Origin of the sequence: Micromonospora sp. NPDC018662 (genome assembly GCF_044391475.1) — a bacterium.
Classification (GTDB): Bacteria; Actinomycetota; Actinomycetes; order Mycobacteriales; family Micromonosporaceae; genus Micromonospora.
In genome coordinates, this window is record NZ_JBISAC010000001.1 from 163337 (window position 1) to 179939 (window position 16603).

Annotated in this window: 14 protein-coding genes; 5 read left to right on the forward strand and 9 right to left on the reverse strand. The window is 72.0% G+C overall.

Annotated elements, in window-relative coordinates; translation table 11 throughout:
- Positions 1 to 264 precede the first annotated feature (264 nt).
- Together ACH495_RS00795 and ACH495_RS00800 are read left to right on the forward strand one after the other, a co-directional pair.
- Positions 265 to 1578 (forward strand): PLP-dependent aminotransferase family protein, encoded by a 1314-nt coding sequence (locus ACH495_RS00795; protein ID WP_396855699.1) that lies wholly within the window; start codon positions 265 to 267, stop codon positions 1576 to 1578.
- Positions 1579 to 1585: 7 nt separating this feature from the next.
- On the forward strand, positions 1586 to 2584 hold the full coding sequence (locus ACH495_RS00800; protein WP_396855700.1) for a D-alanine--D-alanine ligase: 999 nt from the start codon (positions 1586 to 1588) through the stop codon (positions 2582 to 2584).
- 34 nt (positions 2585 to 2618) lie between these two features.
- On the opposite strand, the gene ACH495_RS00805 is transcribed toward ACH495_RS00800, so the two are convergent.
- The 9 genes from ACH495_RS00805 to rpmH all read right to left on the reverse strand — a co-directional run bounded on the left by ACH495_RS00805 (position 2619) and on the right by rpmH (position 11346).
- Positions 2619 to 3488, reverse strand: a complete 870-nt coding sequence (locus tag ACH495_RS00805) for a hypothetical protein (protein WP_396855701.1) — start codon at positions 3486 to 3488, stop codon at positions 2619 to 2621.
- A 1425-nt stretch (positions 3489 to 4913) separates the two neighbouring features.
- Positions 4914 to 5954, reverse strand: a complete 1041-nt coding sequence (locus tag ACH495_RS00810) for a ParB/RepB/Spo0J family partition protein (RefSeq protein ID WP_396855702.1) — start codon at positions 5952 to 5954, stop codon at positions 4914 to 4916.
- A gap of 27 nt (positions 5955 to 5981) precedes the next feature.
- A complete protein-coding gene (locus ACH495_RS00815; protein WP_396855703.1) occupies positions 5982 to 7328 on the reverse strand; it encodes an AAA family ATPase in 1347 nt (448 codons plus the stop codon).
- Between the two features lie 242 nt (positions 7329 to 7570).
- Positions 7571 to 8347 carry a 16S rRNA (guanine(527)-N(7))-methyltransferase RsmG gene (gene rsmG / locus ACH495_RS00820; RefSeq protein ID WP_396856483.1) on the reverse strand — a complete coding sequence of 259 codons (777 nt, stop codon included), beginning with the start codon at positions 8345 to 8347 and terminating at the stop codon, positions 7571 to 7573.
- Positions 8348 to 8697: 350 nt separating this feature from the next.
- Positions 8698 to 9279, reverse strand: coding sequence for a protein jag (locus ACH495_RS00825; protein WP_396855704.1), 582 nt, complete (start codon positions 9277 to 9279; stop codon positions 8698 to 8700).
- Positions 9280 to 9495: 216 nt separating this feature from the next.
- The gene (gene yidC, locus ACH495_RS00830; protein WP_396855705.1) at positions 9496 to 10479 is read right to left on the reverse strand and encodes a membrane protein insertase YidC; all 984 of its coding nucleotides are present in this window, start codon (positions 10477 to 10479) and stop codon (positions 9496 to 9498) included.
- Between the two features lie 3 nt (positions 10480 to 10482).
- Complete coding sequence (yidD, locus tag ACH495_RS00835) at positions 10483 to 10722, reverse strand: membrane protein insertion efficiency factor YidD (protein WP_233220212.1); 240 nt, start codon at positions 10720 to 10722, stop codon at positions 10483 to 10485.
- A gap of 41 nt (positions 10723 to 10763) precedes the next feature.
- Positions 10764 to 11174 (reverse strand): ribonuclease P protein component, encoded by a 411-nt coding sequence (gene rnpA / locus ACH495_RS00840; protein WP_396855706.1) that lies wholly within the window; start codon positions 11172 to 11174, stop codon positions 10764 to 10766.
- Between the two features lie 34 nt (positions 11175 to 11208).
- Entirely contained in the window at positions 11209 to 11346 is a 138-nt protein-coding gene (rpmH, locus tag ACH495_RS00845) for a 50S ribosomal protein L34 (protein ID WP_091061882.1), read from the reverse strand.
- Positions 11347 to 11919: 573 nt separating this feature from the next.
- Between rpmH and dnaA the strand changes: the two genes are divergently transcribed.
- The 3 genes from dnaA (at position 11920) to gnd (ending at position 16589) form a co-directional block, all read left to right on the forward strand.
- Positions 11920 to 13737 (forward strand): chromosomal replication initiator protein DnaA, encoded by a 1818-nt coding sequence (dnaA, locus tag ACH495_RS00850; RefSeq protein WP_396855707.1) that lies wholly within the window; start codon positions 11920 to 11922, stop codon positions 13735 to 13737.
- Between the two features lie 805 nt (positions 13738 to 14542).
- Complete coding sequence (gene dnaN, locus ACH495_RS00855) at positions 14543 to 15676, forward strand: DNA polymerase III subunit beta (RefSeq protein WP_396855708.1); 1134 nt, start codon at positions 14543 to 14545, stop codon at positions 15674 to 15676.
- 40 nt (positions 15677 to 15716) lie between these two features.
- Positions 15717 to 16589, forward strand: coding sequence for a phosphogluconate dehydrogenase (NAD(+)-dependent, decarboxylating) (gene gnd / locus ACH495_RS00860; protein WP_396855709.1), 873 nt, complete (start codon positions 15717 to 15719; stop codon positions 16587 to 16589).
- Positions 16590 to 16603 lie beyond the last annotated feature (14 nt).

The following is a 16603-nucleotide window of genomic DNA, read 5'->3' on the forward strand; positions in this document are numbered from 1 at the left end:
GCGTCGGTCACCGCGGTGTCCCGCCGCCTCCTGCTCCCGACGAGCGATCGTACGCTTCCGCCCGCCGGTGCGGGAGGGGACGCGCGAACGGCCACCCGGGCGACGGACCGGGCGGTCCGGGATGTGGACGTGTCCACACGGCGGGTTCCGCGCCCGTCACCAGGGACTACGATCGACCAATCGGCCGCGCGCCGCCATTGGATGCCGGCATCGCGGGTACCACACCGGGCGGCAGCCCCGCCGACACCCGACCGAGGTGATGTCATGACCGGCACGACGCTCGACGACTACACCGACCGGTACGCCCGCCGCGTGCGGGGCATGACCGCCTCCGAGATCCGGGCGCTGTTCGCGGTCGCCAGCCGGCCGGAGGTCGTCTCGCTCGCCGGCGGGGCGCCCTACATCGCCGCGCTGCCGCTCGACGCGGTGGGCGAGATGCTCGGCCGGCTCGGCGCCGAGCACGGCACCACCACCCTCCAGTACGGCATCGGCCAGGGCACCCCGGAGCTGCGCGAGCGGATCTGCGAGGTGATGTCCCTCTCCGGGATCGACGCGTCCTGCGGCGCCTCCCCGGAGGACGTGGTGGTGACCGTCGGCGGGCAGCAGGCGCTCGACCTGGTGGCCCGGCTCTTCCTGGACCCGGGTGACGTGGTGCTCGCCGAGGGGCCGACGTACGTCGGCGCACTCGGGGTGTTCCAGGCCGCCCAGGCGCAGGTGACGCACGTGCCGATGGACGACCAGGGCCTGATCCCGGAGGCGCTGGAGGTGGCCATCGCCGACCTGGCCCGGGCCGGCCGGCGGGTGAAGTTCCTCTACACCATCCCGACCTACCAGAACCCGGCCGGCGTGACGTTGAGCGAGGAGCGGCGCGAGCGGGTGCTCGACATCTGCGAGCGCGCCGGTCTGCTCGTGGTGGAGGACGACCCGTACGGTCAGCTCGGTTTCGAGGGGGAGGCGCCCGCGCCGCTGCGGGCCCGGCGGCGCGACGGGGTCTTCTACCTGAGCACGTTCTCCAAGACGTTCGCTCCCGGGCTGCGGGTGGGCTGGATCCTCGCCCCGCACGCGGTCCGCGACAAGCTGGTCATCGCCAGCGAGGCGCAGATCCTCTGCCCGAGCGGCTTCGCGCAGGCCGCCGTCTCGACCTACCTCGGCACGATGCCCTGGCGGGAGCAGCTCAAGATCTACCGGGAGGTCTACCGCGAGCGTCGGGACGCGCTGCTCGACGCGCTGGCCGACCTGATGCCGGCGGGCACCACCTGGACCACCCCGGCCGGTGGTCTCTTCGTCTGGGCCACCCTCCCGGACGGGCTCGACTCCAAGGCGATGATGCCGCGGGCCGTCGCCGCCCGGGTCGCCTACGTGCCGGGCACCGGCTTCTACGCCGACGGCACGGGCACCGGCAACATGCGGCTCAACTTCTCCTTCCCGCCGCCGGAGCGGATCCGGGAGGGCGTGCGCCGGTTGGCCGGCGTGATGGAGCAGGAGATCGCCATGCGGAAGGTCTTCGGGGCGGTCGGCAACGCCGGGCCACGCCGACGTCAGGGCGGCGCCGACGCGCCCGGTCCCGACTTGGCATGATGCCCGCATGGCCGTCAGCCCTGCCGCACCGACACCCGTGACCGGATCCGACTCCGCCGACGAGTTGCACGTGCTCGTCCTCGCCGGCGGTCTCTCCTACGAGCGGGACGTCTCCCTCCGGTCCGGGCGTCGCGTGCTCGACGCGCTGCGCGCGGTCGGCGTGCAGGCGGAGCTGCGGGACGCCGACGTCGCGCTGCTGCCCGCGCTGGCCGCCGACCCGCCGGACGCGGTGGTGATCGCCCTGCACGGCGCCACCGGCGAGGATGGCTCCCTGCGCGGCGTGCTCGACCTCTGTGACGCGCCCTACGTCGGCTGCGACGCCCGGTCCTCCCGGCTCGCCTGGGACAAGCCGTCCGCCAAGGCCGTGCTGCGCGAGGCCGGCATCCCCACGCCCGACTGGGTGGCGCTGCCGCACGACCGCTTCTCGGAGCTGGGCGCGGTCGCCGTCCTGGATCGGATCGTCGACCGCCTCGGGCTGCCGTTGATGGTCAAGCCGGCGCAGGGCGGGTCCGGGCTGGGCGCCGCCGTGGTCCGGGATGCCGCGTCGCTACCGGCCGCGATGGTCGGCTGTTTCGCGTACGACCAGACGGCGCTGGTGGAGCGCTACGTGCCCGGGATGGACGTGGCGGTGTCCGTGCTCGACCTGGGCGACGGCCCACAGGCCCTGCCCCCGGTCGAGATCGTGCCCCGCAACGGGGTCTACGACTACGCGGCCCGCTACACGGCGGGGCGTACCACCTGGCACGCGCCCGCCCGGCTCGACGCCGCCACGGCCGCACAGGTGACCGACGTGGCGCTCGCCGCCCACACGGCGCTCGGCCTGCGGGACGTGTCCCGCGTCGACCTGATCGTCGACGCGTCGGGCCGGCCGCACGTGCTGGAGGTCAACGTCTCGCCCGGGATGACGGAGACCTCGCTGCTGCCGCTGGCGATCCAGGCCGCCGGGCTCGACTTCGGTCGGGTCCTCGGCACGCTGGTGGGCCGGGCCGCCGCCCGCCGTCGCTGAGCTGAGTCAGCCGGCGCACCGCGGTGCGCCCACCTCATTCCCGGGTCGGCCCGGCCGCCCCGGTGCCACCGTCGCCGGCCGTGGGCATGTCGTCGATGATCCCGGGCTCGCCGCCTTCGTCGCGGTGTTCGTCGTCAGGCGTCTGCGCGCGAGGCGTGGCGGACGCCTCGTCGTCCGCGCGACCCGGCGCGGCCTCGTCGGTGTCCTCGGCCGCCACCGGCTCGGCCTCCGGGATCTCGTCCGCCGCCTCGATCACCGACGCCGTCTCCTCGTCGGGCTCCTCGATCGTGCTCGTCGGTGGCGGCGACGAGAGGCTCGACGGCGCCTGCCACCGGATGCGCGGCGGCTCCGCGAGCGGTCGGCCACCGAACTCGGCGAGCCACGCGGCCACCATGGCGAGGTTCTCGCGCCACTGCTCCTCGGAGATCGGCGGCAGGATCGAGTCCCACAGGGACAGGAACGTGCCCCTCAGTTGCAGCCGCCCGTACGGCCGGGCCAGGAACCACATGTGCAGGTGCGCCGACCCGTCGCCCCAGCGGTTGACGTGCACCCGGGCGACCCCGTCCAAGGAGCGGATGGCCCGCTCCAGACGGACGGTCATCACCCCCAGCTCGGCGGCGAGCAGATTCGGTAGGTCACCGAGGTCGAGGTGGGAGCGGGACTCCAGGATCAGCACCATCGGCAGGCCGGTGGGCCGGTCCATGGTGCGGACCCGCCACCGCTCACCGACCCAGATGTACGCCTCGTCGGGCGCGTTGCAGGCGGTGCACTCCCGGTCCTCCTCGCCCCGACGGGGAGGTTCGACCGGTACGGGATCGTCGAGCTGCTTGACGCGGAGCTCGCCCTCGAAGGGGAAGGAGGGCCACTGGGTGAAGTCCGGGACTGAGGGAGGGGTGTCCTGCACGACGCTGACCCTAACGGAGTTGGCGACGCCTGTCCCTCCCCGTTCCCGCCGGAGCCGGGCCCTCCACGACGATCCACAGCGCGTTGTCCACCACGTTGTCCACAGGGCGGCGAGGTCGTCACCACAGCGCGTCATCCACAGCTCAGCAAGGGTTTCCGTGTGTTGTTTCACGTGAAACGGAGTGAGCCTGTGGACAACCGCTGTGGATAACTATTGCCGCGCAGCACCCACCGCTTGCCCTCCCGTACAACGATCGGAGGGCGGGGTCGCAGCGGCCCGTCGGGCACCCATCGCTCGGCGTTGCCGCCCGTTTCACGTGAAACGGAGCGCACGCTCCAACGGACGGAGGTTGGCCGCCCGCTCGGCTGGGAATGGCCGGGTCAGGCCGCCCACCGGTTTCACGTGAAACGGGACCGAGCAGGGGGCTTGGCGATAAGCCGGCGACGACAACTCCCGCTGGCGTCAAAGCCGGGGTGGGGCTCGTTTACGCTCAGTCGGGCGGCCTGCGCCGATCGACGACTTATCGGCTTGGCGAAGCTGGCGGCCGATCGCCTCGGGGTGACGGCGCGCGGATCGGGCCCGCGATGGCCGGCGCGCGATGGCCGGCGCGCGATGGCCGGCGCGCGATGGCCGGCGCGCGGATCGAGCCCACGTTGGCCGGCGCGCGGACCCGGTTAGCCATGGATCGTCGTGAGGGGCCACCGGGCCGCCGTGGATCGCGTGGAGCGGCCATGGCACCGCGTGTCACTGCCGCCCCCTCTCGGGGCGCGTCGTTCGTGCCGCTCAGCTCGGTCCTGCGACCGCCTCGGCAAGCCCGGTGCCGATGCTGAGCATCAGGCGTCGCGCACGCCGACCGCCCCGGTGGTCGACTTCGCCGCGGCGCGCTTCCGCCGGAGGGTGGAGTCGCCCCGACGCGGGGCTCGCCCGGCCCGGCGACCTCAGCGGGCCGTATCGTCGCACCGCCGTCCGGCACGACCGACCGACCGGTCCGACCGCCCCGCCGCCGTGCTCCCGGTGCCAAGGCTCATTCCGCTACGCCACGCTCCACGGTCGGACGGGTGAGTCATCTCGGCCATCAGCTCGGTAGCGCCGGCGGCGGTCACCCGCCGCCGGCCCGTCCAGGCAGCGCGTCTCGCTAGCGGAGCACGTGTGGGACAGCCGCTCCGCAGGACGTCGGGTGTGGCCGTGCCGCCGAGGCATCGACACCGCACCAATCCGATCGACACCTGTTCCGCATCCCCAGGTCGGGTGCGAGACCGCCGTTTCACGTGAAACCGCGCCCTCGCGTCGATTCGGCGGGAGGCAGTCGTCGCAGGCACACCGCGCTGCGCGGGACAGGTCCCGCGGATGGATCGGATCGCGCCGGAAAAGGCCGCCGGCCGCACCCCCTGGAAGGGGATGCGGCCGGATGACCGAAACGGGGACTCACTCCTCGGGCTGCTCCTCCTGGCCCACCCCGATGAGGCCGACGATCCGTTCCAGGTCGTCGACGGTCGCGAACTCAATGGTGATCTTGCCCTTGCTCCGGCCGATGTCGACCTTCACCCGGGTGTCGAACCGGTCGGAGAGCCGATCGGCGAGATCGGAGAGCGCGGGAGCGTGCGCCTTGGTCCGGCGCTTGGCCGCCGGGGGCTTCGCCGGCCCGTCAGCCAGCGCCAGAGCCACCAATTCCTCGGTGCCGCGTACCGATATACCCTCGGCGACGATCCGCGTGGCGAGCTTCTCCTGGGCCTCGCCGTCGTCGAGGCTGAGCAGCGCCCGGGCGTGACCGGCGGAGAGCACCCCGGCGGCGACCCGCCGCTGGACGGCTCCGGGGAGGTTCATCAGCCGGATGGTGTTGGAGATCTGCGGGCGGCTGCGCCCGATCCGACGCGCCAGCTCCTCGTGGGTGGCCCCGAACTCCTCCAGCAACTGCTGGTAGGCCGCCGCCTCTTCGAGCGGGTTCAGGTTCGCGCGGTGGATGTTCTCCAGCAGCGCGTCCCGGAGCATCGCGTCGTCCTTGGTCTCCCGGACGATGGCGGGGATGCTCTCCCGGCCGACCGCCTGGGCGGCACGCCAGCGCCGCTCACCCATGACGAGTTCGTACTTCTCACCGTCGAGCTGCCGAACCACGATCGGCTGGAGAAAGCCGACCTCCTGGATCGAGGTCTTCAGCTCCTCCAGCGCCTCCTCGTCGAAGACATGCCGCGGCTGCTTCGGGTTCGGCACGATGGAGTCGACCGGGATCTCGGCGAAGCGGGCACCGGGCACCGGGCTCAGCTCGAACTCGGGTTCGGCGGCCGGAGCCGCGCGGCCGCCGACCGTGCCGGCCAGGGCAGGGGTCGGGTCCGTGACGGGAGGAGCCGGCATGGCCACCGTCGGGACGGATACCTCATCGACTTCCGGCGGGTCGGCGCTCGGCGCCGGCCCGGTGGGGATGAGGGCACCGAGTCCCCGGCCCAGACCGCCGCGGGGACGGTTCTTCATGCGACGCCTCCCAGCGACTTCTCCGCACTACGCATTCCGGCTCACCGGCTCCTTGACCCCTCGCTCAGCGATCTCCTGGGCGGCCTCGAAGTAGCTCGTGGCACCCCGCGATCCGGGATCGTAGGTCATCACCGACTGGCCGTAGCTGGGTGCCTCGGAGACACGAACGTTGCGGGGGATGACGGCCTGGAGCACCTTGTCCCCGAAGTGGTTCCGGACGTCCTGCTCCACCGCGTCGGCCAGCCGGGTACGCCGGTCGTACATGGTCAGCAGGATGGTGGAGACGTCGAGCTTCGGGTTGAGGTGCTGCCGTACCAGGTTGATGTTGTTGATCAGCTGGTTGAGGCCCTCCAGCGCGTAGTACTCGCACTGGATGGGGATCAGCACCTCCTGCGCGGCCACCAACGCGTTGACGGTCAGCAGGCCGAGCGAGGGCGGACAGTCGATGAAGACGTAGTCGAAGTGCCCGGGGTACGCCTCGATGGCGCGCGACAGGCGGGACTCCCGGGCGACCACCGAGACCAGCTCGATCTCGGCGCCGGCCAGGTCGATGGTCGCCGGTACGCACCACAGGTTGGGGATGCCCTCGACCGCCTGGGCCACCTCCTCCAGCGGCACGCTGTCGATGAGGCAGTCGTAGACGTCGGGCACACCGGTGTGGTGCGGCACGTTGAGCCCGGTGGACGCGTTGCCCTGCGGGTCGAGGTCGACCACGAGCACGCGGTTGCCGTGCAGCGCGAGCGCCACCGCCAGGTTCACGGTGGTGGTGGTCTTGCCCACGCCACCCTTCTGGTTGGCGACGCACATCACCCGGGTCCGGTCGGGGCGGGGCATGTTGACCTCGCCACTGGGATTCAGGATCTGCACGGCGCGCATCGCCTCCATAGCCAACGGTGGGTCATCCTCTTCGCGCGTCGGGGTTTCACGTGAAACGTACGTGTTGGCCGCGGCCTCGTCCGGGTAGCCCGAGACCGATGGCGTGTCGGCCGGTGTCGCCGTCGCCTCCACGGGTTCGGGGGTGGGCTGGTGCGGTACGGCGGACACCGGTGGCTGCGGTTCGAAACGGGCGGGGATCGCGACGTTCGCGCGCGCCGACGCCGGTCGCGGAGCCGGTGCGTTCACCGGTCCGTCGCTCGGGTCGTGCGGCTCACGGGTCGGCGGCACATTGGCCGGTGCGGACGAGACCGGCCGTACGGCACCCGTCGCCGGTGCCTGCGGTCGGCGGGCCGGGTCGACGGGATGGTGCGGGGATACGTCTCGGGGATCGTCCACCGCCCACTCCTGGTAGCTGGTTTCACGTGAAACGGAACCGTCCGAGGCTCGCCCGCCGGCGCCGGTCAGCCGTGGATCGTCGTACCTGCCGTCGTCATGCACCTGTCATCCCTACCCGCTCCGGATGGTCGGTCCGCATCGTCGATCGGGCCTCCGCTGTGCGCGGTGTCACCGGCCGGCGAGAACGGTCGGGTCGGGTGCCGCCCGGCACCGCCGCTCCACACTATCGACGCGCGGTCAGCCTACGGCCGACGGGCGTGGCGGGTCCATGTCGGGTTGTGATCGATCCGGTCACGTCCCCTGGGGTCCAACGATCGGCCGGGCGTCCGGAAAGCCTTGCCCGATCAGCGGTCCCGATTCCGGTCACCGCGTCGACGACCGCCACGCGAGCGCTTCGGCGCCTTCGGCTTCTTCGGGTTGACCACCCGTTCCCGGACCACCTCGACCACCGTTGCCGCCGGCTCGATCAGCCCGGTCCCGCAGCGGTGCAGCGTGGGCTCACCGCCGCCGAGGCGGGCCACCGCGGCGCCGTGCTCGGTGATCTCCTCGGCCGCGGAGGCGCCCTTGAGTGCCAGCAACCGGCCACCCGGAGCCGTCAACGGAAGGCACCAGGCGGCGAGCCGGTCCAGCGGGGCGACGGCACGTGCGGTGACGATGTCGGCGGAGATCGGGTCGCGGTCCCGAGAACCGGCCGCCGCCTCGTCGGCCCGCCCCCGGAACACCCGGACGGACCGGGTCAGCCCGAGCCGCTGCACCGCTTCGATCAGGAAGGAGACCCGCCGGGCGAGCGGTTCGACCAGGGTGACGGTGAGGTCCGGCCGGGCGATCGCGAGCACCAGGCCGGGCAGCCCGGCACCGGAGCCGACGTCGATCACGCTGGCGCCCTCCGGAATCCGCTCCGCCACCACGGCACAGTTGAGCAGGTGCCGGTCCCAGAGCCGTGGCGTCTCGCGGGGCCCGATCAGGCCCCGGAGCACGCCCTCCGTCGCCAGCAGTTCGGCGTACGCGGCGGCGAGGTCGAGCCGGTCGCCGAAGAGCGCACGCGCGGCTTCCGCCAGGTCCGGCGGCAGCGTCGCGTCGGCCGGATCGGGCGCCGCCACCACGGCGGGCGCGTCCGGCATGGACGGCTCGGTGACGTCCGCCGGTTCCGCGAAGGCCGGTGCGGCCACCACGTCCGGCTCGGCGAAGATCGGGGCGACCGTACCGGCCGGGGCGTCGGAACCCACGGGCTCGGCCTCCGCCGGCGGTTCGCCGGAGAAGGTCGGTGTCACCTCGACGGCGGCGGGTTCGACGCCGTCCACCTCCGCGGGCTCGCCGGAGAACTCGGGGTCGGCCGCACCCCCGGACGCGTACGTCGGGTCGGCGCGGAACGGGTCGGGAGTCGCGTCGGGCCGCACAGCCGGCGGCCCGGGCGGCGTACCACCCGGGCCGGCCACGGCGTCCGCCGTCGTGTCGTCGGAGACCACTGACCTCAGTCCGTAACCGGCCGGACGACGATGCGGCGGTTCGGCTCCACGCCCTCGGACTCGCTCTCCACACCGCTCATCGCGTTGACCACGTCGTGCACGCACTTGCGCTCGAACGCCGACATCGGCTCCAGGCGCACCGACTCGCCGTGCTCCTTGACCTTCTCGACCGCGTTCTTGGCGACCGCGGCCAGTTCCTTGCGCCGCGCGGCCCGGTAGCCGCCGACGTCGAGCAGCAGACGGCTCGGCGTGCCGGTCTGCCGGAACACGGCCAGCCGGGCCAGTTCCTGGAGCGCCTCCAGGGTGGCGCCGCGCTGGCCGACCAGGCTCTGCAGTCGGCCGCCGACCACCTCGACGACCGGCCGGCCGCCGGAGACCAGCTCGTCGATGTCGCCGTCGTAGTCGAGGATGTCCAGCAGACCCTCGACGTAGTCGGCGGCGATCTCGCTCTGCCGGAACAGGTCGCTGTCGGCCGGAGCCTTCTTCTCCCGGGTCCCGGCCGGGGCCTCCTCGGTCTCGGTGGCGTCAGCCGCGGGGTTGTCGTCGTCCACGGACTGGTCGGCGCTGGGGATGCTGGTGTCGGTCACGGTCTCATCTCCGTACTCGCTCGGCCGGACCGTCGAGGTCCGCTTGTCTCCCGGGGGCCGGCGGGAGGTTCGCCGGATGCCCTCGGGCACGTCCGTACGGGCCAGTCTCGCCCGTGATCGCGCGTCGCGCGGTGGTTCCGGCCCGGCGCCGACTCCTCGGGTGGCTGCTCGGGGGACCGGAGGGCCACCGCCGGTCGCGGCGGTGGCCCGGTGGGCTCAGCCCTGCCGCTTGGCGGGGCGGCTGCCGCCCTTCTTCGGGTTGGTCGGCTTGGCACCCGGCTTGGGGCCGGCCACCTTCGGCGCGGCGGCGGGGGCCTTGGCCACCGGCTGGGCGGCCTTGCGGCCGAGCAGACCGCCGGTCTTGGCCGGCTGGGCGGTGGTCTTGCCGGCGGTGGCCTTCTTCGGGGGCACCAGCGGCGGGAACTTCCGCAGCACCCACTGCTGCTGGCCGAGCGTGAAGAGGTTGTTGGTGACCCAGTAGATGATCACACCGATCGGGAAGATCGAGCCCGAGACCAGCAGCGAGACCGGGATGCCGTAGAGCATCAGCCGCTGCACCATGCGCTGCTGCGGGTCCTCCGCCCAGCCGGTCTTGAGGATCATCTGCCGGCTGGTGAGGTAGGTCGTGGCGATCATGATGAGCACCAGGACGCCGGCGATCAGCTTCACCGTGCCGGTGTTCGCGCCCAGCGGGGCCAGGTCGGCGGCGGTGGAGCCGAACCGGCCGGAGATCGGGGCGGTGAAGAGCTTCGCGCTGGACGCGCTGTTGAACTGGTCCGCGGTCCAGCCGTAGAGCGTCTTGCCCGGGTTCGTGGGGTTGAGCCGCTTGAGAGTGTGGAACAGGCCCAGGAAGACCGGGATCTGGAGGAACATCGGAAGGCAGCCCATCAGCGGGTTGGCCTTTTCCTTCCGGTAGAGCTCCATCATCTCCTTCTGGAGCGTCTCCCGGTCACCCTTGTGCTTCTCCTGGAGCTCCTTCACCTTCGGCTGGAGCGCCTGCATGGCCCGTTGCGACTTGATCTGCTTGACGAAGACCGGGAACAGGATCACCCGGACGGTCACCACCAGGAAGATGATGGCGAGGATCCAGGCCCAGTTCGTGCCGATGACCGCGCCGACGGGCACCCCGATGGCGTCCCAGGCCGAGTGCCAGGTCAGCAGGATCCACGAGATCGCGTAGTAGATCCAGTCGAGACTCAATTCTCAGGCTCCAGTCACGTCGGCACGGCGGCGTCCGCCCGGCTCCGGCACCGGGTCGTGTCCACCTGGGTGAAAGGGGTGGCAGCGCGACAGCCGCCGGACCGTCAGCCAGGCTCCCCGCAGCGCACCGTGCCGGGACACCGCCTCCACGGCGTAGGCACTGCACGACGGGTAGAACCGGCAGCGGGCCGGCAGAGCCGGACTTATCCACCGACGGTACGCGATGATGGGTACCAGCAGCATGCGGGCACCGGTAGTCGGCGATGGGGTCGCGGTGCCACCGCTCATCGCGACCGCCGTCCCCGGGGGGCGCGAGCGGCGGCGAGGGCGGCGTCCAGGTCGGCCCCGAGTCGGGCGTACGCCGCGTCGGCGGCCGGAGGCAGGGCGCGTACCACCAGGGTGGTGCCGGCGGGCAACTCGGCCAGGCGTTCCCGGACCAGGTGCCGCAGCCGGCGGCGGACCTTGTTGCGCACCACCGCGCCGCCGACGGCCTTGGACACGACGAAGCCGGCGCGGCGGGGTGCGGAGGTCTCCGCACCGCTGCGCGCCGGCTCCGGCGAGGGTGTCGCGGTGGCGTCGGCCGGCCCGGGGAGCGTCAGGTGAACCACGACGGCGCCGCGGCCGACGCGTCGGCCACCACGAACCGCTGCGGCGAAGTCGCTACTGCGCCGCAGTCGCTGTGCGGCGGCCAGCACGACTGCCCACGTCCCCGTACCGGACCGGTCGGCCTCAGGCCGCCAGGCGGGTGCGGCCCTTGGCGCGACGGGTCGAAAGGATGGCGCGGCCGGCACGGGTGCGCATGCGCAGCCGGAAGCCGTGGGTCTTCGCGCGCCGGCGGTTGTTCGGCTGGTAGGTGCGCTTGCTCACGTCAGGCTCTCCGTTGTCGTACGCCCCGCGCGGCGGATCGCCCGGGGTCCTGTGCTGGTCCAGATCACCTCGACGGTGACCGCTGATCGACGCTGCCCGGTGAGCCGGCCCCCGGTCGTGCGGGGAGGTGGCCACGGGCAACGAGCATCCATCACCCTAGCAGAGGGCGAGAGAGCATCCGCTCCAGCCTACGCAGCACCACAATGACCGTCAAACCTCACCCGCCGGCCCCCGACCTGCGCCGGAACGACGGTCGGCGGGGCCGTTTCCACTGATGTCGTCACCGCCTCCCGGGTGTCGACGGTTGATGGCGCGGGGTTCCCGCTGTTAGCGTGCGCGATTGCGGTCGGCGTCGGGAGCCCGGGTTTGTCGCCGACCGGCAAGACCGGACAAGCTGTTGAATCGTTCGGCACGGTGAACCCGCTTCAGCGCCTCCGCGAATCAGGGGGCAGGTCCGACCCGCGTCCGGTGGGCGGCCACAATCGGTCGGTACACAGGCTGTGGATAACTTGTGGATGACGACCGGTCAGCCGTCCGGGCGGGCGTGAGGATCAGGCGAGGGGGTGGCACGACGTGACCGGAGCGACAGACCTTGCCGCGGTGTGGGCGGCGGCCACCGAGGAACTCGCCGACGAGATCATCTCCGCGCAGCAGCGGGCGTACCTCCGGCTCACCCGGCTCCGGGCGATCGTCGAGGACACCGCACTGCTCTCCGTGCCGGACGCCTTCACCCGGGACGTGATCGAGTCCCGGCTCCGCCCGGCCATCACCGAGGCGTTGAGCCGCCGGCTCGGCCGGCCGATCCAGGTGGCCGTCACGGTGCGCGTCGCCGAGGATCCGGGCGGGCGACCGGCCGGCACGGTCTACCGCAGCGGCCCGGAGCCGCTCCCCGACCGGGACGGCGCGGCCGACCTGCTCCCCGGGTTCGACCGGACCGGCCCACCGCCCTCGTCGGCCTATCCCGCTCCCCGCCCGGAGCCCCAGTACGCGGACACCCGGCCGGAGCATCCGATGGAGGAGCCCGCTCCCCGCCAGCGCACCACGGACGGCGGTCGGCCCCACCTGATCCCGGCCGGCCGGGACGCACAGGACACGCTCTTCGGCGCCGCGTTCGTCGAGCCGCTGCGCGCCGCCCCCGATCGCCGTTCCTTCGACGACCGCCCGGACCTGGCGCCGCCCGTCCCGGACCCGGTCGGGTACGAGCCCCGCTACCGGGAGGCCCCGGGACCGGTCGACTCCACGCCGCTGCGCGGACTGCCCCGCGACGGCGCCACCGACAACGGTCCCGGCCGGGGCGCCCCCGACCACCACCGGCCGGGCGGGCAGGCCGACCGCCGGCTGCCCGGCGGCGTGGAGAGCGGCGGCAACCGGCTGAACCCGAAGTACATGTTCGAGACGTTCGTCATCGGCTCGTCCAACCGCTTCGCCCACGCGGCGAGCGTGGCAGTGGCCGAGTCGCCGGCCAAGGCGTACAACCCGCTGTTCATCTACGGCCACTCGGGGTTGGGCAAGACCCACCTGCTGCACGCCATCGGGCACTACGCCACCACGCTGGGCAACGCCCGCTCGGTCCGGTACGTCTCGACCGAGGAGTTCACCAACGACTTCATCAACTCGTTGCGGGACGACAAGACCAGCGCGTTCCAGCGCCGCTACCGGGACGTGGACATCCTCCTGATCGACGACATCCAGTTCCTGGAGAACCGGGAACGGACCCAGGAGGAGTTCTTCCACACCTTCAACACGCTGCACAACGCCAACAAGCAGATCGTGATCACCTCCGACCGGTCGCCGCGCCAGCTCGCCACGCTGGAGGACCGCATGCGAACCCGGTTCGAGTGGGGGCTGCTGGCCGACATCCAGCCGCCGGACCTGGAGACCCGGATCGCGATCCTGCAGAAGAAGGCGGCGCAGGAGCGGATGTACGCCCCGCCGGACGTGCTGGAGTTCATCGCCTCGCGGGTGTCCAACTCGATCCGGGAACTCGAGGGCGCGCTGATCCGGGTCACCGCGTTCGCCAGCCTCACCCGGTCCTCGGTCGAGCTGTCGCTGGCCGAGGAGGTCCTGCGGGACTTCATGCCGGACGGCGCCGGACCGGAGATCAACGCCGACCAGATCATGGCTTCCACGTCCGAGTACTTCGGGGTGAGCCTGGAGGACCTGCGCGGCCATTCCCGGTCCCGGGTGCTGGTCAACGCCCGCCAGGTGGCCATGTACCTGTGTCGGGAGCTGACCGACCTGTCGCTGCCCCGGATCGGCCAGGCGTTCGGGGGGCGCGACCACACCACGGTGATGCACGCCGATCGCAAGATCCGGCAGCAGATGGCGGAGCGGCGCTCGCTCTACAACCAGATCGCCGAGCTGACCAACCGGATCAAGCAGAACACCTGAGACGCTCGTCTCGTACCCGTCACGACAAGCCCGGCCGGACGACGTTCCGGCCGGGCTTCTTCGTACCCGCCGGGGCGCTCCGGGCGGCGCTCCGGCCGTCCGTGCCCCCCGCTGGTTGACCCTCGACCCGGTGGAGGGCCCAGGATCGGCGTCGTGGTTGTCCACAACTCGTACCGGTTGTCCACACCCCCTGTGTCACAGGCGGTGGACAACCACCCTGTGCACGTGGCCGGTTACCCACAGACTGTGGACAACTCCTGGGGACGAGCCTGTGGACGCCTGGGGACAACCGGGGCGTTGTCCACCGGCGACGGTCCGCCTGTGGGCAGCCTGTTGAAGGTTCTGGGGATGACGGGGGTCGGAGCCGTTCGCGTTGTCCACAGCACTGGGGAGAAAACCGGTGGATTACCGGTGGACAACCGGTGGACAGCGGTGGAAAACCCGGCAGCCGGCGGGGCCTGTGGACCGGGACACGAGTTTTCCCCCTGGTTCTCCACAGCAAAGCCACCGGTGGATAACGGGTCTGACCTGGGCAGACGTAAGTTCTCCACAGTTTGCACAGGTGCGATGAAGACGATGAGTTATCTCTTCTAAACAACAAAAACCAATCATCACCGTTGGACTTCCTGTGGATCGGGCCGGAGCGCTGCCGTCGGCAGTCGACCGGGCACCTGGATCCACGGGGTCGGGCGCACAGCCGATGCCCACGCGCCCTAAGGTGCGATGGGTACCCGCACGGTCGGGCGGGACGGGTGGCAGCGGTCGGCATGAGAGAGTTGTCGCTGACGTCGACGCGGAGGCATTGATGAAGTTCCGAGTGGAGCGCGACGCGCTCGCCGAGGCGGTCGCGTGGACCGCCAAGAGCCTGCCCAACCGACCCTCCGTGCCGGTGCTGGCCGGGGTGATGCTCCGGGTGACCGACGGCAACCTCCAGGTCTCCGGCTTCGACTACGAGGTCTCCAGCCAGGTGACCGTCGAGGTGCAGGGTGACGCGGACGGCGCGGCCCTGGTCTCCGGTCGGCTGCTCGCCGAGATCACCAAGGCGCTGCCGGCCAAGCCGGTGGACATCGCCGCCGTCGGCGCCCACCTGGAGCTGGTCTGCGGCAGTGCCCGCTTCACGCTGCCCACCATGCCGGTGGAGGACTACCCGACCCTGCCGGAGATGCCGGAGAGCGCCGGCACCGTCGACGCCGCCGCCTTCGCCGCCGCCGTGGCCCAGGTGGCCGTCGCCGCCGGCCGCGACGAGACGCTGCCGATGATGACCGGCGTCCGGATCGAGCTGTCCGGCAGCACCATGGCCATGCTCGCCACCGACCGCTACCGCCTCGCGCTGCGGGAGATGGAGTGGCACCCGGACGACCCGGAGATCAGCCTCAACGCGCTGGTGCCGGCCCGCACGCTCAACGACACCGCCAAGGCGCTCGGCCCGCTCGGCGGCCACGTCACCATGGCGCTCTCCGCCGGCGGCGCCGGCGAGGGCATGATCGGCTTCTCCGGTGGCACCCGCCGGACCACCAGCCGCCTGCTCGACGGCGCAAACTACCCGCCGGTGCGGTCGCTGTTCCCGGCCGACCACAACGCCGAGGCCCGGGTGGCGGTCGCCACCCTCATCGAGGTGGTCAAGCGGGTGGCGCTGGTCGCCGAGCGCACCACCCCGGTGCTGCTCAGCTTCAGCTCCGACGGCCTGGTGGTGGAGGCCGGCGGCACCGAGGAGGCCCGGGCCAGCGAGGCCATGGAGGCCACCTTCAGCGGCGACCCGCTCACCATCGGCTTCAACCCGCAATATCTGATCGACGGCCTGTCGAACCTGGGCGCCCAGTTCGCCCTGCTGCGCTTCGTCGACGCCTTCAAGCCTGCGGTCCTTTCCCCGGCCGGCGAGGATGGCGAGGTCATTCCGGGGTACCGGTACCTCATCATGCCGATCCGCGTGTCCCGCTGATCGCCGGTAGCACCACCCTGACGTACGGAGGTAGCAGCACATGCAGCTCGGCCTGGTAGGACTCGGCCGGATGGGCGGCAACATGCGCGAACGGTTGCGCGCCGCCGGGCACGAGGTGGTCGGCTACGACCGCAACCCGGAGCTCAGCGACGCGGCGAGCCTCGCGGAGCTGGCCGAGAAGCTCGACGCACCCCGCGCGGTCTGGGTCATGGTGCCCGCCGGCGTCACCGACGCCACCATCGACGAGCTCGCCGGCGTGCTGGGCGAGGGCGACATCGTCATCGACGGCGGCAACTCCCGGTTCAGCGACGACGCCCCGCGCGCCGAGCGCCTGAACGAGCACGGCATCGGCTACGTCGACGTCGGCGTCTCCGGCGGCGTCTGGGGCCGGGAGAACGGCTACGGCCTGATGGTCGGCGGCGCGCAGGAGCACGTCGACCGGCTCATGCCGATCTTCGACGCGCTCCGGCCCGAGGGCGAGTTCGGCTTCGTGCACGCCGGCCCGGTCGGCGCCGGCCACTACGCCAAGATGGTGCACAACGGCATCGAGTACGGCCTGATGCACGCCTACGCCGAGGGCTTCGAGCTGCTCTCGGCGTCCGAACTCGTGACGAACGTCCCCGGTGTGGTCAAGTCCTGGCGCAAGGGCACTGTCGTCCAGTCCTGGCTGCTCGACCTGCTCGACCGGGCCCTCGACGAGGACCCGGAGCTGGCCGAGCTGAGCGACTACACCGAGGACACCGGCGAGGGCCGGTGGACGGTCGACGAGGCGGTCCGGCTCGCCGTGCCGCTCAACGTGATCACCGCCGCGCTCTTCGCCCGGTTCGCCTCCCGGCAGGACGAGTCACCCGCCCTGAAGGCCGTCGCCGCGCTGCGCCAGCAGTTCGGCGGGCACGCCGTCCACAAGCGCTGACCGGTATCCACAGG

What these genes read in the sequence shown, in the direction of transcription:
- gnd (WP_396855709.1), top strand. Translation starts at nt 15,717, where the DNA reads ATGCAGCTCGGCCTGGTAGGACTCGGCCGGATGGGCGGCAACATGCGC.
- rsmG (WP_396856483.1), bottom strand. Translation starts at nt 8,347, where the DNA reads ATGCCGGACGCGCCCGCCGTGGTGGCGGCGCCCGATCCGGCCGACGCG.
- ACH495_RS00795 (WP_396855699.1), top strand. Translation starts at nt 265, where the DNA reads ATGACCGGCACGACGCTCGACGACTACACCGACCGGTACGCCCGCCGC.
- dnaN (WP_396855708.1), top strand. Translation starts at nt 14,543, where the DNA reads ATGAAGTTCCGAGTGGAGCGCGACGCGCTCGCCGAGGCGGTCGCGTGG.
- ACH495_RS00800 (WP_396855700.1), top strand. Translation starts at nt 1,586, where the DNA reads ATGGCCGTCAGCCCTGCCGCACCGACACCCGTGACCGGATCCGACTCC.
- ACH495_RS00810 (WP_396855702.1), bottom strand. Translation starts at nt 5,954, where the DNA reads ATGAAGAACCGTCCCCGCGGCGGTCTGGGCCGGGGACTCGGTGCCCTC.
- yidD (WP_233220212.1), bottom strand. Translation starts at nt 10,722, where the DNA reads ATGCTGCTGGTACCCATCATCGCGTACCGTCGGTGGATAAGTCCGGCT.